Raw genomic sequence first — 16233 nt, 5'->3', positions numbered from 1 at the left:
TTTGCTGACCCATACGCTTCATGGACAGAAAGGCGCTATAAGAAAATGCTAACGGACTAATTAGGCAATACGTGCCAAAAAAAGAAACCTTTGAGCATATCAGCCAGCAACAAATAACTAAGTATTCAAAGAAAATTAACATGAGGCCAAGAAAGAAATTAGATTTTAAAACACCACAGGACTGCTTTTACGAACTAATTAAGTAAATTTGCACTTGCTTGTTGAATTCACGATTCTGTCCCCTCTGTCTTAGTGTAATTTGCGTAATTCGTAGTTCTTTGTAGATAGTTGTATAGTATAGTCCATACCAGTCTTATTCCCATGTGCCATTATATCATCTTTTAATATGTCATTCTATTTATGGATAGTCCATCTTTGTACCACTCAATTAAACCGGCGTATTTGTATGTCTGTGGAACTCGGTGTGAGTATGAAAAGTCTCAACATAAATGTAGTGAAAGGTAGGAGTTAATGACAAAGGTTATATACATGGTTCACGTCTATAATATGCATTAAATCAGTGTGTTGTGAGCAGTGGAGGAAAAAGTGCTTATTAAGACACAAGAAGAACCTTAACAAGCATCAAGAAGGGCGTCTTCTTGAAGGCTGAAGGGCGTCTTCTTGAATCATGAAAAGTAAGTATTAGCGATGGTGTATGCGATAAATCTTTACATCATCCATCCTTTCCCTTAGTTTTATTCATGGCTGGTTTATATGGGAACTCTACGCCTATACCTTTAAATCGTACAATTAATTTCTTAAAGTCAGGACAATGTCATTTCAACTGTCCTACCATCTAACACAATAAAAAGTTTGTCGACCGCTTCCAATTATTATAAGTTCCTGAAGTTACATATCCAAAGATAAGGAAGCTCAGAAATATTGTCGTATCTTTGCAACATCAAGAAAAACGATGGTTGATATCACCAGTGAATTAAAAGCCATACTTTATATCGAACCCAGCGTGATTTTACCAAGAGAAAGACAGCTCCGGTATGCCCATCAGCATTCCTCATGCTCCTAAAGAAATGAAGCCAATGACACCATTCAGATGACGTACCCCATCTTCATTCTGCCCCTTATCCACTCTTTGTCATTATGTTCTTCTGTTTATGTATGAGCTTTCGGCCACTCTATGTCGTTATGTCCTTCTGTCTGAGAGCATTTAAAGTGTTGTTCATTCTGTATCCTCTGTCTTCGTGCAATTCGCGTAATTCGTAGTTCTTTGTAGATAGTTGTATAGTATAGTCCATACCAGTCTTATTCCCATGTGGCATTATATCATCTTTTTATATGTCATTCAATCTATGAACAGTCCGTCTTCCTCCCATTTTAGTAAGCCGTAGTGTTTGCTTGTCTGTGGAACTCGATGTGAGTATGAAAAGTCTCAATAAAAATGTAGTGAAAGGTAGGGGTTAATGACGAAGGCTATATACATGGTTCACGTCTATATTTAATTATTAATTTTGTTGACTGCTAAAACTATAATAGTTTACTCCTTATGCTAATTCCTTTCTAAGTAGATAATATTGTGTTTCTTTTGTAAGAATAAGTCTTCTAACCAAATAAAGTATGTTTACTTCCGGTTGTATAGCTCTTTATAAACAACAATATGCTCGTATAGCAGTAATATATTACATGGTATTTGGCCCTCAATACCATTGGTGTTCACCGCTAACAGCACATGTGTTGGGTAAGAACATATCAGTATAAGTTGTAAAATAGAATCCTGATGTTTATTAATTCTATGAGATGAGAATAATTGTAATACAGCATTTTACCCCCTTCTTTTCTGTCTTATCTCGTTTTTTTTTACTACTTTTGTACGCAAATGACGTTAAGAGAATTAAAACCTACGAATATTGATGAGTGAGAACAAACTTTCCACTAATGAACAAGCACAGACTGCTGATGCGCCTGTAAAGGCCAGTTATACCGAATATAAGGTAATATCATCGCAGGGATACTGTATGATAGTGAAGTGTCGTAAGGGCGACCAGACCGTCGTTCTGAAGACACTGAAGGATGCGTATCGTGAGCGTGCGTTGCTTCGTAATGCATTGAAACGTGAGTTTAAACAGTGCCAACGACTCAATCATGCTGGTATTGTACGCTATCAAGGGTTGGTAGAGGTTGATGGTTATGGACTTTGTATTGAGGAAGAGTATGTAGAAGGACGTACTTTACAGGCTTATCTTAAGGAGAGTCATACCGATGATGAGAAGCTTGGGATTATCAATCAGATTGCTGATGCACTGCGTTATGCCCATCAGCAAGGGGTTATCCATCGTAACCTAAAGCCATCAAATGTACTTGTTGCCAATCAAGGTGACTATGTTAAACTCATTGATTTCAGCGTTCTTTCGCCTGAAGATGTGAAGTTGACAGCTGATACAACACGCTTCATGGCACCAGAGATCAAGGACGAGACGATGGCAGCTGACGGTACGGCTGATATCTATTCCCTCGGTACTATCATGAAGGTGATGGGTTTGACATTAGCTTATAGCGATGTTATTAAGCGTTGTTGTGCCTTTAAGCGGAGCGACCGTTATAGTAATATTGATGAGTTCTTAGCCGACTTAAATAATGAAGGACCATCGTTTACTATGCCAAAGATAGGCAAAGGCACTGTTATGTTGGCTTTGATTGCTGCTGTGGTGATAGGAGTTGGCATATTGTTATATAACTATGGTGGTGCTTTAGTCGACCAGGTTGGTAAGATTGATATGTCATCTGTCTTTAAGTCAGACGCAGAGACGGCGCCTGAAGACACGGTAAAGATGAAGCCTTCTGCACAGTCAGACAGTCTTTCGACAGCTACTGAGCAGCCAGCCACTGGTAAGCTTGCTTTTATGAATAAGATGAAGCCAGCCCTTTATAAGGACCTTGACCGTCTCTTTGAGAAGAATTCTGCAGACAAGGCGAAGCTTACAAAGGCTATTAAGGCCTATTACAAGGGACTTATTCAGGCCAACGACACACTCGACAGTGAGCAGCGTGCAGAAGTGGATCGTGTCTTTGGCGATTATGTAAAGCAGAAGAAGGCTGCGTTGAAATAATAGCTACGAATGCAGATGAATATATGGTAGACAGCTTATAAGGATGTTACCTAACTCATTCGGCGGTTAGTCTTATAGATGACAGGGGCAGAGTCTGTGCTTTCTTTCAATACCTTTAATACGTATGAGAGGGAGACAGTGTCTGTCCCTGTCTGTTTTTAACCATTATATCTACACTGAAAAGTAGATGTGTTATGGGATAGGTGTAGTATTATTGAGGGTCATGTTATGTTCATGCTTTCAGTATATAGCTATAAAACCTATAAGTAATTTGACAGAAGAGAAATAATAGCTAACTTTTTAAGGAGATTAAATAAATATAATATGAAGGACCTAAAGTATTATACATGCATCTATGATTCTGATAACATAGAATTGTATTTTCTTGAAGAAAGTGGTAGTTGTAGCCTTGTGATGAAAGAGTTTCGTAATAATTATGACCGCTTTTATGAGGCAATTATAGCTACTGGAGATGCATTAACATTGACAGATTACCCATCATCAGACGATGAGTTAAGTTTAACAGAGCGTGTAAGCTTTCTCTTTGGGACGCAGAATGGTTATATTCGGTTTGTGCGGATGTGCGAAAAGCAGGGTTTTGAAGTTAAAGATATAACGTGGTAATAATTAAAGGATGAGTAATAATCAATCCCAGATGACAGGCGCTTATGGTGAGGCACTTGTCGTAACAGAACTCATCAAGAGAGGTTGTGTAGCACTAAACGCCAATGCCTCGGTAATAAATCATAGATCTATAGACATTGTATGTATTAGATATGATGATTCCACTTGGGCGCATAAATCAGTGTTGATACAAGTGAAAGCTCGTAGAGGGAGGGATTTTCCAACAGGTTATAATCTATCAGAGAGTATCAATATAGACCTTTTAAATAAAGAGATTAAGGGACCTTATGTGTTTATTTATTTGAAAGATGAGAATAGTCCCGAGTATTATATCTTGTCAAGAAAACAACTGATTAAACTCCTCTCTGGTTTGCATATTGCATATTGTAAGAATATAACAGGGAATACTTCACGGATGAATAGTGAGCCAGCGTCGCTCTCTTTGCGATTTATACAAGGTGAAAATGGCAAGAAAGGTACGAGGTTGGATGGTTATATAAATCCTTTCCCTGGTAATATCTTTCATGATGCTTGGGACAATATATGTGAAGAATGATAAACTCAAAGGATGAATAACAATGTGTAGAATTATATATAAGCTACTGTTTCCTGCTTTACTGTTTGCAAGCAACATACAAGCACAGACACCAACGATGAGTCGTCGACAGGCAGCAGGGCGGTCAATGGAACAGCAGGGGTTGGTAAATATAAAGCATGTAGAACCTTCTATCAAGGTGGCACTGATGTATGCTCGTACGGATAACTTCTGTAATCGTGTGCTTTATCATGACTTGCGTGATGCCTACGTATTGCCTGCTTGTGCTGAAGCATTGCGTAAAGCACAAGCAGAGTTGAAGCGTCGTCGTCCAGATTTAAGCCTTTGTATCTTCGATGCTACACGACCGATGAGCGTACAGCAGACGATGTGGGACGCAGTGAAAGATACCCCAAAGTATTTCTATGTGTCTAATCCTGCGCACGGAGGAGGTATGCACAACTATGGAATGGCTGTAGATATCAGTATCTGCAAGGCCTCATGGAATGATGCTACATGGCGTGATGGTGCTACACGTTGTTTGATAGATACGATCCCAATGGGTGCAAAAGTCGACCACATGGGACTGGTCAGTCATATCGACAAAGAGAATGAGCTCGTTTCTCATCGACTAATCTCTCGTGAAGCATTCGCCAACCGCAGACTCCTTCGTGAGGTGATGAGTGCTGCAGGCTTCATGCCTTTACGTACAGAGTGGTGGCACTTCAACCTTTGTACAAGAGCCTGGGCAAAGAAGAATTTGAGGGTGGTAAGATAAAAAGAAAACAAACGACCACTGCACGCTTACTCTACCAAGTAGCCGCTCCCCTTGCCCCTTTCCCATAGGGAGGAGAGTGAATACCGAGATAACCCGATGTTAAATGGAAAGTAAGAAGATATGAGGGAGGGTAATGTGAATAGGTAAGAAGGGTATAAGCAAGAATCTTTAAACAAGATATAAGACTCTTTTGGTAAGGTTTTTGAGTATTTAATAGGATAAAAGTATTGGCAGATAAGATGGATAAAACGGACAAAATTAAGCAAGAGGAATTTCCTTTACCACGATATGTGCAGGAAGTTTTGAGCAAACATAACATTTCACTCCCCTCCCTTTGGGGGAGGGGTAAGGGGGAGGGGCCGCTCGGTAGTCTTTCTGTCTTAGCCCTTCAATCCCACCGTTACCCCGATATTGATATGCCGTACCTGCTCAATCAGCTTACAGGATGGCAGACAGCACGTACGAAACTACCGTCTTGGGCAGCGAAGGAGGATATCATCTATCCCCCACATCTGTCTATGGAACAGTGTTCGAGTGAGCATACTGCGGAGTATAAGGCGCAGTTGGTATCACGTTTAATAAGGCGGTCCTCTTTGGTTACTAATAGTCCTCAAAATGAGCAGAGCAGTCCTTCTGTAGTGGAAAGTGCGACACTGACGCCACGAGAAGGAACTGAGCAGAAAGGTATGGGAGGGACCTTCTGCGACCTAACAGGTGGCTTTGGTGTTGATTTCTCCTTTATATCACGTCGTTTTGAGTGTGCTATTTATGTCGAACAACAGAAGGAGTTGTGCGAAGTGGCACGTCATAACTTTCGTGCCTTAGGCTTAACACAAGCCGAGGTAGTCAATGGCGACGGTACAGCCTACCTCCATCAGCTCGACCATGTAGCCGTGATATTCCTCGACCCAGCCCGCCGTAATGAGCAGGGAGGCAAGACCGTGCTGATAAGTGATTGTACCCCTGATGTCTTAACATTAGAGGAAGAGCTCTTGGAGAAGGCCGACACGGTTGTAATAAAGCTATCGCCTATGCTCGATTGGCACCGTGCAGTAGACGAACTCAACCGTTTGGATAGCGTTGTTCGTGAGGTTCATATCGTTTCCGTACGCAATGAATGTAAAGAGTTGTTGATTGTTTTGCAGAAGACTAAGGGTGAGATGGAGGCGACGACGGCTGTAGACAAAAGCTTACAGGTGTTCTGTGTGAATGATGATAGTGTCGTTTCTTATTCCCTTCGAGAGACTTTAGGAGTGTCACAGCGTATCCTCTCGACAGCCCCCATGGCCGGTCAGTATCTCTATGAGCCTAATGCTTCGTTGATGAAAGCAGGCTGTTTCTCCCTTCTTACTGCCCGTTATCCATTGTCAGCATTAAGTTTGAATTCTCATCTTTTTGTCTCTGATGAGGCCATCGACGCTTTCCCAGGTCGTAAGTTTAGGATAACAGCCGTCTCATCGTTCAATAAGAAGGAGCTACGGCATAGTCTGTCAGGGATTGACAAGGCCAATCTTGCTGTGCGCAACTTCCCTATGAGTGTTGCAGAACTCCGTAAACGGCTAAAGATAAAAGAAGGAGGAGACATCTACCTCTTTGCTACCACAGATGCAGAAAACAAACATCTCCTCTTCGTTTGTGAGAAGATAGACATGTAGACTGGCGCTACCTTCAATAAGACAATGGTGTGATGGTAGACTTTATGGACGATTGGAATATGTTTGTAACAGCGTGTTTTAGAAGTGTGCCGAGCATGAAACCGAATAGTTTTAATGGCAGATATGTAGGATACTGAGGCCTAATACGGTATGTGAAGTTGGTGAATATCAGTGCTATTAATAGATGATAGAAGTCCAGATAGTCAATAAAAAGGAGTCTAAATTTGCCTATCTATTTTTTTTAGTACTTTTGCACGTTTAAGATTAGGAAAATAACGAAATAAGATATTAAATGTCATCAGTTCAGATAAAGCGAGTAGAGACGAAGAAAGACCTAAAGGCTTTCATTGAGTGTCATTATGATCTCTACGAGGGCAATCAGTATGATGCCCCAAACCTCTATAGCGATGAGTTGAAAACGTTGTCAAAGGATAAGAATGCAGCCTTTGACTTTTGCGAAGCTGAGTATTTCCTTGCCTTGAAAGAAGGCAAGGTAGTAGGGCGTGTAGCCGGTATCATCAATAATAGAGCAAACGAGAAATGGGGTACGAAGGATGTCCGCTTCGGCTGGATAGACTTCATTGACGATATAGAAGTGTCAAAGGCTTTGTTAAAGGCGGTCGAAGACTATGGTAAAGAAAAGGGCATGGACTCTATCGTTGGACCGCTCGGTTTCACAGATATGGACCCAGAGGGCATGTTGACATGGGGCTTCAATCAGCTTGGTACAATGGCAACCAGCTACAACTATGATTATTATCCAAAGCACATGGAGAAGCTTGGTGGCTGGGAGAAGGATAATGATTATGTAGAATATAGGCTTGATGTCCCAGAGACAGCACCAGAGAAATATACCAAGATAGCGGAGATGGTGGAGAAACGTTACAATCTCCATGCACGCAAACTGACCAAGAAAGATATCTTCGAAGGCGGCTATGGTAAGAAGCTCTTCGACTTAATCAATGTTACTTACTCTCATCTCTATGGCTTCTCAGAGTTGAGTGAACGTCAGATAGACCAGTATGTCAAGATGTACTTCCCTCTTGCCGACCTCGATCTGATAACTGTTGTAGAGGACGGGAATAAAGACAACCAGTTAGTTGGGCTTGCTATTACAATTCCATCACTAACACGTGCCTTGCAGAAGTGCCACCGTGGACGTCTTTTCCCATTCGGATGGTGGTATTTACTACGTGCAATAAAGTTCCATAAGACGGAGGTTGTAGACCTTCTTCTTATTGGTGTCCTACCAGAGTATCGCTCAAAGGGAGCTAATTCCCTTGTCTTTGCTGACCTCATTCCACGTTATGTGAAGTACGGCTTCAAGTGGGGTGAAACGCATGTGGAGATGGAAACCAACGAAAGCGTACAGAGTCAGTGGGGCCCATTAGACCCAACAATGCACAAGAAGCGTAGATGCTATAGAAAAGCTATTGGGTGATAAATGTTGAGTGTTGGGTGTTGATGGACAGTTTTAACATGTGTTCTTTCTATAATTTCACGTGTTTCTGCTATTTCAACACCTAATTGCTCATTAATGAACACTCAATATCATAAAATAGCTAAGCCCTTATCACCTAATAATTAACCCTCAATAACCAATAATTCACAGCCAACAACCCAGCACATGGATAAATCATCAACACCCAACCCTCAACACCCAACCCCCAATACCCAACCCTCAACACCCGTTTCTTACACCGACGATAATATCCGACACCTATCGGATATGGAGCACGTGCGTACCCGTCCGGGTATGTACATTGGTCGTTTGGGCGATGGAAAGTTGCCCGAAGATGGTATTTATGTACTCTTGAAGGAGGTCATTGATAACTCTATTGACGAGTTTAAGATGAATGCTGGCGACCGTATCGAGGTTGATGTGGATGAAAACCTGCGTGTTAGTGTGCGCGACTATGGTCGTGGTATTCCACAGGGAAAGCTTGTTGAGGCTGTATCAGTGTTGAATACGGGTGGTAAGTATGACTCTAAAGCATTCAAGAAGAGTGTTGGCTTGAATGGAGTAGGTGTGAAAGCTGTTAATGCGTTGAGTTCTCATTTCGAGGTGAAGAGCTACCGTGATGGGAAGGTACGCGAACTGTCGTTTGAGAAAGGAAACCTACAAAGCGACAAAACAAAGAAATCGACTGATGAGAATGGAACCTACATCTATTTCGAACCAGACGATACTCTTTTCAAGCATTATAGCTTCCATGATGATATAGTAGAGGAGATGCTCCGTAACTATACCTACCTGAATACAGGATTGACCATCATGTACAATGGGCGTCGCATACTTAGTCGACATGGCTTAAAGGACCTTCTGACTGATAATATGACTGTTGACCCATTGTACCCGATAGTTCACATGAAGGGAGAGGATATTGAGATTGCTTTCACACACACCAATCAATATGGCGAGGAGTACTACTCCTTCGTGAATGGACAGCACACCACACAGGGCGGTACACACCAGACAGCTTTTAAGGAGCATATAGCCAAGACGATAAAAGAGTTCTTCGGCAAGTATGAGTATGGTGACATTCGTAACGGGTTGGTGGCTGCCATCGCTGTAAACGTTGAAGAACCAGTATTCGAATCACAAACTAAGATTAAGTTAGGGTCCACACAGATGTCGCCTGATGGGGAGTCTATTAATAAGTATGTGGGCGACTTTATCAAGACAAACGTCGACAACTACCTTCATATTCATAAAGAAGACTTCACTGATATACTTGAGAATAAAATCAAGGAGACCGAGCGAGAGCGTAAGGCAATGGCTGGTGTAACGAAGCTGGCACGTGAGAGAGCGAAGAAAGCCAACCTCCATAACCGTAAGTTGCGTGACTGTCGTGTACACTATTGTGACGTGAAGAACGATCGAAAGGAGGAGAGTTCTATCTTTATAACGGAGGGTGATTCGGCCAGCGGAAGTATCACTAAGAGTCGTGATGTCAACACACAAGCTGTCTTCTCATTGCGTGGTAAGCCGCTTAACTGCTTCGGTCTGACGAAGAAGGTGGTGTATGAGAATGAGGAGTTCAACCTTCTTCAGGCTGCGCTCGATATTGAGGACGGACTCGATTCACTCCGATATAATAAGGTGATAGTGGCTACGGATGCCGATGTCGACGGTATGCATATCCGCTTACTGATAATCACCTTCTTCCTTCAGTTCTTCCCTGAGCTGATAAAGAAAGGGCATGTATATGTCCTTCAGACGCCCCTCTTCCGTGTTCGCAACCGTCGAACAAAAATCAAGGACAAGCAGGTTATTGCTGATGCCGACGCCCGTCGTGCGAAAGGAGAGAAGAAGAACGACTTTATCACACGTTACTGCTACTCTGAAGAGGAGCGTGTAGCAGCTATCAGCGAGCTTGGCCCAGAACCAGAGATAACACGATTCAAAGGTCTTGGAGAGATTTCCCCTGATGAGTTCGCACACTTTATAGGACCCGACATGCGCCTTGAACAGGTCACACTCCATAAGAATGATCAAGTTGCAAAGTTGCTTGAGTACTATATGGGAAAGAACACTATGGAGCGTCAAAACTTCATCATTGACAACCTCGTAATAGAAGAGGACTTGCCTGACGTGGAGAAAGAGTAAAGGGTTTTATTTGAAAGGGTGCTATAGAGGCTAACTCTTACTTCCAAATAAGGTTCACACAGAGTCAAGGAGGGCACGGAGTAGAGAGGTGCCTTTGGCACAAAGAGGTGCTGGAAGACTTTTTTAGCTTGAAAACGAGGAGGAGTGAGAATAAGGAGAATTGTAATCCTTGAACGTAATCTATTATAGATAGTAGAACTATAACCTTAAAGAATCATGGAAAAAATATCAGATGAATACACACATAGGCTTTTAGCCTGTGCTTACACAGTTCACTCATTATTGGGGCCAGGGCTCTTAGAGAGTGTCTATGAGAAGGCTTTGATGTATGAATTGACACAGAAAGGCTTTAAGGTAGAAAGACAGGTGCCCATAAAAGTACTGTACAAAGGAATAGAACTTGGAGAGGTCTATCGAATAGATTTGCTGGTTGATGGAAAAGTTATTATAGAAATTAAGTCGGTGGGAGAGTTGTTACCAGTGCATTTTAAGCAATTAATGACTTATTTAAAGTTACAGAATCTAAGATATGGTTATCTTATAAACTTTGATGTTACTATGCTTAAGGACGGTATTCATAGAGTTCTTAATGGTTATTAATAATTACTCCTAAAACTCTCTTAGTGCTTTAGCACCTCCGTGAATGTTAAAAAACTATCCTAAAGAGTATATTCTTTTTCACTCAGTGCTCTCCGTTTCTCTGTGTGAAATCTTATTGATACGAATAGATAAGGATAAGAAGAAACAAAATAATTTATAAGTTCTAAATGATGAAAAAAGCAATTATAATATTATTGATGATGGCTTTGCTGCCAGTTGTTGGTAAGGCGCAGGTTAAAGGTAATATGGGCTCCGACTCTCCTTTACGGAAGTTGCAGATAGCAGAGATGGCTATCACTAACTTCTATGTAGACTCTGTGAACGAGCAGAAGTTAGTCGAAGATGGTATTAGGGGTATGCTCGAGAAGCTCGACCCCCATTCTACCTACACAGATGCGAAGGAGACCAAGGCAATGAACGAACCGCTGCAAGGCGACTTTGAGGGTATTGGCGTACAGTTCAATATGATTGAAGATACACTTGTCGTTATTCAGCCTGTTGTCAATGGTCCTTCTCAGAAGGTGGGAATCCTTGCTGGCGACCGTATCGTCAGTGTGAATGACTCTACAATAGCTGGCGTAAAGATGCCACGTATCGACATCATGAAGATGCTTCGTGGTAAGAAGGGAACGAAAGTGAAATTGGGTGTTGTACGCCGTGGCGTGAAAGGGGTGCTTACCTTTGTCGTTACACGTGCTAAGATACCTGTTCATACCATCAATGCCTCTTATATGATACGTCCTAATGTGGGCTATATCCGTATAGAGAGCTTCGGTATGAAGACACATGACGAGTTCATGGCGGCTGTTGACTCACTGAAGAAGAAGGGCATGAAGACCCTCCTTCTCGACCTACAAGACAATGGTGGCGGTTATCTTCAGTCGGCTGTTCAGATATCAAATGAGTTCCTCAAGAACAATGATATGATTGTTTACACCGAAGGACGACGCTCTCGTCGACAGAATTTCAAGGCGATTGGCAATGGACGTCTGCAGGATGTGAAGGTCTATGTATTGGTGAATGAGCTCACGGCTTCGGCTGCAGAGATTGTTACGGGGGCTATTCAGGATAACGACCGTGGAACGGTTGTTGGCCGTAGAACCTTTGGTAAGGGACTTGTACAGCGTCCACTCGACCTGCCTGATGGTAGTATGATTCGTCTGACTATCGCTCATTACTACACCCCAAGTGGCCGTTGTATTCAAAAGCCATATAAGAAAGGCGACCTAAAAGATTACGAGATGGATATTGAGAAACGCTATAAGCATGGCGAGTTGACCAATCCTGACAGTATTCAATTCTCTGATTCTTTGAAGTATTACACTATTCGCAAGCACCGAGTTGTCTATGGTGGCGGTGGTATAATGCCTGATAACTTTGTCCCACTCGATACTGCTAAGTTCACACGTTATCATCGTATGTTAGCTGCAAAGAGTATTATCATCAACGCTTACTTGAAGTATACTGATGCTAATCGACAAGAGTTAAAGGCCAAATATAAGTCGTTTGACGCGTTTAATAAGGGTTATGTGGTACCACAGTCATTGCTCGATGAAATCGTCGCAGAGGGCAAAAAAGAGAAGATAGAACCTAAGGATGCGGCCGAGTTAAAGGCTACGCTTCCTAATATTGCACTACAGATAAAGGCGCTCACAGCCCGTGACATCTGGGATATGAACGAGTATTTCCGTGTATGGAATGCGCAGAGTGATATCGTCAATAAGGCGGTAGAGTTGGCTACGGATAAGTAGTTAGAGAAGAGAATGTGTTCTGGCCCGTTGCTGTTGACGTCTATGACGACGCAATAGGTAAGTGAGGAGTATATGAAAAGGTGCTTAGTTGGACTCCAATTAAGCACTTTTTTTGTGCGCTTTAAGGTCGCTGTCTTATCCGTTTCTTGCCCGATTAAAGAAGGTCTCTTTGTCTCTTCTCGAATTATTTACATGAAAAAAATATTTTTTGTCGTGAAAAGAAATATTTATGTTCATGAAAATAAATATTTCTTGTCGTGAAAATAATTCGGTGCAATAGGTGTTAGATGGTCGAACAGAGGGTTAATACGCTCTTCTTGCGGCTTAGATTTCTCTTAAAAGGACGGTTGTCTATATTCGACTCCTAATCCCTTTCGCAGCTATACAATCATCCTTTGGCAGAGACGAAAGGGCAAACAATAAGGGCTGAAACCCAAGGTAGGATTCCAGCCCTTCAATATCGTCTATGGGAGCATCAACCGGATTAGGTTGAAGTCCAGCGTTATTCGCCACTCATCTCCTTTAATAGAGCGAGCGCTTTGTTCTCATTTTCTTCCATAATCTCACGTTCTCCAGGTCCTTTATCATTGATGCCACAGAGGTGGAGGATACCGTGAATGATAACACGATGTAGCTCGTCTTCATACGTCTTCTTGAAGAGCTCGGCATTAGAACGCACCGTGTCAAGTGAGATAACAAGGTCGCCATTGAGCACATCACCCTCGTCATAGTCGAAGGTAATGATGTCTGTGTAGTAGTCATGGCCTAAATACTCATTATTAACATCGAGAATCTTCTCGTCATCAACGAACATGTAACCAATTTCTCCTACCTTTCTACCGTGCGTTGCGGCAACAGCTTTAATCCAACGAGAAATCTCTCTCTTCTTTATCTTAGGCATCTTAACGCCTTCAGCACTATATGTTATCATCGTGTCTATGTTTTATCAATGAGGCTTGTACGCCTCTGTCTAATCGTCAATATCCCTTTGGCAGGAACTCAGTGATGTCTCTTCCAAAGTTATGCAGCTCTCTCACAACACTTGAACTGATACTTTCTAATTCGGGTTCAGCGAAGAGTAAGAGGGTCTCAATAGAACTCAAGCGGCGGTTGATGGCTGCTTGTTCGCGCTCGTATTCAAAGTCCTTTACGCTACGCACACCCTTAATGATATATTCGGCACCCTCTCTTCGAGCAAAGTCGATGGTAAGGTCACTGTATGCCTTTACCTCTATCTTTGGTTCGCTGGCATAGAGTCGTGCTATGCGCTCGGTCCGTTCCTCCGCACATAGCATGCACTTCTTTCGCTCATTGACGCCAACACCAATCACGACCTTGTCGAAGAGTGGTAAAGCACGGCGTAGAATAGAGTCATGACCCACCGTGAAAGGGTCGAAGCTTCCAACGAATATGCCTATTTTCATTTGTTTTTACCTTCTATATATTCCAAAGGAGTTACAACACTTATCTCACTGGTAGCAAAATCTTTCTTGTTTCTTGTGACAATGATATCAGCATTTGCATTAAGAGCTGCAAAGTATTGCATTGCATCTTCAAAATCATTCCAATTAGCAGTGAGCGCAGAATCTAACGCAGGTGCCCCCATACCGATAATTTTAAAACAATCTCTAATAGCAGAGAATGTTGCTATAAAGCCCCTATTCCCTAAGGATTTTCTTTCGATATAACAAGCATTTACAACTGATAAGTCACTTAATAAAAGTTCGTCTCCGTTGTTAATAACCATACTTGCCACTTTCAGTGCATTCTGTGTGAACTCACCTCTTGCCTCAAGAAGATCTATGAGGATATTGGTATCTAAGAAGATTCTCATAAGTGTTTTGTTCTTAGATACTCTTCTTTTGCTTGTTTCCAGCTTTCTAAATGACTGTTTGGCAGTTTACCAGCGATGGATTGAAGCAACTCTATTGCTTTTTTTCTTTTCTCTGGTGTGTTTAAGTCTGGCTTTTTATAGTTCTCTGTATGAGAGTTGATTTGACTTATAGTCCATCCCATCTTTTGTGCTAACATCTCCAAGAAGGCGTTGTCTGCACTTGGAATATTTATGGTCCTATTCATAATTATACCTCCTTATTTTATGCAAAAGTACTCTATTTCTGTTATATAACCAAATAAGCAGCAGTATTATTTACCATTAGCTATCCCTTGGATATCCTGTAGTGTGACATTACCCAACAGATTGATAATCGTAATCTCATTGCGTTCTATGGCCAACAAGGAAAACTCGTTCTTCCCATTGGGGTAATGACGTTCGTAGATGGTGGTATGGTCTGTACCCTCATTGACTTGCATAACAACCGAAAAATGCTGCTGAGAGAAGATGCTTTGAGCCGTCTTCTTGATGGAAGGAATCAGTGAGCGACGCTCGCAAGAGAGTATCTGTAGATAGTCAAGTCGGCTGGCTATCTTACTGATATCTTTGTTGCCTGCCTTCACATTCCCCATCATTCGCATCATTTTATGCGATATATAGACGGTAGAGACACCGTCGGTTTCGCTGTACTTATCGAACAATGCTTTCTGAGCGGAGGCCATTATACAAGCAAACAGTGCCATAGAAAGCGTTAAAATAAATCTCTTCATAATCAATCTCTTGTTTTGTTAGTGACGTTCTCGGTAGCTTCAATACCCTTGTTGAGCGATTTCGAGAATTTCATCAGTGCTTTGGATGTCTCGGCGTAAGCGTCTTTAGTATTAGTATAGGTGTCCTGTTCTGTCTGTGGAGAGTTGTTCTCGTTTTGGTAAACGATAGCTCCAGTAGCTAAGAGGAGTAACATGCTGGCTGCTATCCCTACTACCCAGCGCAGGTTGATGTGCCTAATCGTGCGTTGAGTGGCGACTTCTAAGCTGTTCCACTGGCTTATCTGACGGCTGAGACGTCCCTCCATCCCTGTTGGTACAGGGCATTCTGAAGACTGAAGTGCCGTGAAGATAACGCTTTCCTCCCTTATGCTGGCATCGATGTCACTGCCGTTAAAGTAGGTGCGCAGCGCCTCCTCCTCCTCTTCGGTGGTCGTCCCGTCGTAGTAACGGTCAAGTAAACGCTTTATGTCTTCAGTCTTTATCATATCTCATTGCTTTTATCTGTTCTCTAATCTTCTTACGGGCACGACTGAGAATACTCCTTATATTCACCTCCGTAAGCCCTGTCTCTATGCTAACCTCCTCATAACTGCGGTCTTCAACATCACGCATCAGCATGATACTCGCCTGTGGTTCGGGCAAGCTAACTATCATTTGTCTTACTCGTTGGTATTCGTCGGCCTGCTCTAATTGTCTACTTATGTTCTGTGAGGAGCTGACCTGCAAGGTTCCCACATCTTTGTCTACCTCTTGCAAGCGTCCTGTCCGCATCTTGTCATAGAACAATCGACGCAGAACAGTTATGCTATAAGCCTCTGGATGGTCTACTGTTCCCATCTTGTCACGCTGCATCCACAGTTTTAAGAAGGTCTCTTGCACTAAGTCCTCAGCTGCCTGAACATTCCCCATCAGCCTATATGCCACCGAAAAGAGCTTCCGATGGCAGGGTAGGAATAGCTGTTTGAAATCGCTTGCTTGCATAGGCAGATGTAGAGAGTGGGTTATCATAGACTA

General features: G+C 42.3%; 16 protein-coding genes and 1 pseudogene. 9 read left to right on the top strand and 8 right to left on the bottom strand.

Annotated elements, in window-relative coordinates:
• Positions 1 to 673: 673 nt before the first annotated feature.
• Positions 674 to 769 (bottom strand): annotated as a pseudogene (locus HMPREF0666_RS17865) (ankyrin repeat domain-containing protein); the annotation flags it as partial.
• A 1096-nt stretch (positions 770 to 1865) separates the two neighbouring features.
• Between HMPREF0666_RS17865 and HMPREF0666_RS04135 the strand changes: the two are divergent.
• The 9 genes from HMPREF0666_RS04135 to HMPREF0666_RS04095 all read left to right on the top strand — a co-directional run bounded on the left by HMPREF0666_RS04135 (position 1866) and on the right by HMPREF0666_RS04095 (position 12615).
• On the top strand, positions 1866 to 3062 hold the full coding sequence (locus tag HMPREF0666_RS04135; protein ID WP_009011070.1) for a serine/threonine-protein kinase: 1197 nt from the start codon (positions 1866 to 1868) through the stop codon (positions 3060 to 3062).
• A 324-nt stretch (positions 3063 to 3386) separates the two neighbouring features.
• A complete protein-coding gene (locus HMPREF0666_RS04130; protein ID WP_009011069.1) occupies positions 3387 to 3686 on the top strand; it encodes a hypothetical protein in 300 nt (99 codons plus the stop codon).
• 10 nt (positions 3687 to 3696) lie between these two features.
• Complete coding sequence (locus HMPREF0666_RS04125; protein ID WP_042855967.1) at positions 3697 to 4242, top strand: hypothetical protein; 546 nt, start codon at positions 3697 to 3699, stop codon at positions 4240 to 4242.
• 22 nt (positions 4243 to 4264) lie between these two features.
• Positions 4265 to 4999: a M15 family metallopeptidase gene (locus HMPREF0666_RS04120; protein WP_009011067.1), complete on the top strand. Its 735-nt coding sequence runs from the start codon at positions 4265 to 4267 to the stop codon at positions 4997 to 4999.
• Between the two features lie 239 nt (positions 5000 to 5238).
• Positions 5239 to 6654 carry a class I SAM-dependent methyltransferase gene (locus HMPREF0666_RS04115; protein WP_009011066.1) on the top strand — a complete coding sequence of 472 codons (1416 nt, stop codon included), beginning with the start codon at positions 5239 to 5241 and terminating at the stop codon, positions 6652 to 6654.
• A 292-nt stretch (positions 6655 to 6946) separates the two neighbouring features.
• Positions 6947 to 8095, top strand: coding sequence for a hypothetical protein (locus HMPREF0666_RS04110; protein ID WP_009011065.1), 1149 nt, complete (start codon positions 6947 to 6949; stop codon positions 8093 to 8095).
• Between the two features lie 186 nt (positions 8096 to 8281).
• On the top strand, positions 8282 to 10264 hold the full coding sequence (locus tag HMPREF0666_RS04105) for a DNA topoisomerase IV subunit B (RefSeq protein WP_009011064.1): 1983 nt from the start codon (positions 8282 to 8284) through the stop codon (positions 10262 to 10264).
• Between the two features lie 216 nt (positions 10265 to 10480).
• Positions 10481 to 10864, top strand: a complete 384-nt coding sequence (locus tag HMPREF0666_RS04100; RefSeq protein WP_009011063.1) for a GxxExxY protein — start codon at positions 10481 to 10483, stop codon at positions 10862 to 10864.
• Positions 10865 to 11031: 167 nt separating this feature from the next.
• Positions 11032 to 12615, top strand: a complete 1584-nt coding sequence (locus HMPREF0666_RS04095; protein WP_009011062.1) for a S41 family peptidase — start codon at positions 11032 to 11034, stop codon at positions 12613 to 12615.
• Positions 12616 to 13117: 502 nt separating this feature from the next.
• Here the strand turns inward: HMPREF0666_RS04095 and ybeY are convergent.
• From ybeY to HMPREF0666_RS04060, 7 genes are all read right to left on the bottom strand, one after another.
• Positions 13118 to 13546, bottom strand: a complete 429-nt coding sequence (gene ybeY / locus HMPREF0666_RS04090; RefSeq protein WP_009011061.1) for an rRNA maturation RNase YbeY — start codon at positions 13544 to 13546, stop codon at positions 13118 to 13120.
• Between the two features lie 46 nt (positions 13547 to 13592).
• Positions 13593 to 14039, bottom strand: a complete 447-nt coding sequence (gene coaD / locus HMPREF0666_RS04085; protein ID WP_009011060.1) for a pantetheine-phosphate adenylyltransferase — start codon at positions 14037 to 14039, stop codon at positions 13593 to 13595.
• Positions 14036 to 14449 carry a PIN domain-containing protein gene (locus tag HMPREF0666_RS04080; protein WP_009011059.1) on the bottom strand — a complete coding sequence of 138 codons (414 nt, stop codon included), beginning with the start codon at positions 14447 to 14449 and terminating at the stop codon, positions 14036 to 14038. The genes coaD and HMPREF0666_RS04080 overlap by 4 nt, the downstream gene beginning before the upstream one ends.
• Positions 14446 to 14694: a hypothetical protein gene (locus tag HMPREF0666_RS04075; protein ID WP_009011058.1), complete on the bottom strand. Its 249-nt coding sequence runs from the start codon at positions 14692 to 14694 to the stop codon at positions 14446 to 14448. Before HMPREF0666_RS04075 ends, HMPREF0666_RS04080 begins: the two co-directional genes overlap by 4 nt.
• A 66-nt stretch (positions 14695 to 14760) precedes the next feature.
• Positions 14761 to 15219, bottom strand: a complete 459-nt coding sequence (locus HMPREF0666_RS04070) for a DUF4252 domain-containing protein (protein WP_009011057.1) — start codon at positions 15217 to 15219, stop codon at positions 14761 to 14763.
• A 2-nt stretch (positions 15220 to 15221) separates the two neighbouring features.
• Positions 15222 to 15704, bottom strand: coding sequence for a hypothetical protein (locus HMPREF0666_RS04065; protein ID WP_009011056.1), 483 nt, complete (start codon positions 15702 to 15704; stop codon positions 15222 to 15224).
• A complete protein-coding gene (locus HMPREF0666_RS04060) occupies positions 15691 to 16200 on the bottom strand; it encodes an RNA polymerase sigma factor (RefSeq protein ID WP_009011055.1) in 510 nt (169 codons plus the stop codon). Before HMPREF0666_RS04060 ends, HMPREF0666_RS04065 begins: the two co-directional genes overlap by 14 nt.
• Positions 16201 to 16233: the final 33 nt, after the last annotated feature.

This window comes from Prevotella sp. C561 (assembly GCF_000224595.1).
GTDB lineage: Bacteria > Bacteroidota > Bacteroidia > Bacteroidales > Bacteroidaceae > Prevotella > Prevotella jejuni.
This window is presented reverse-complemented; position numbering and strand designations above follow the sequence as displayed.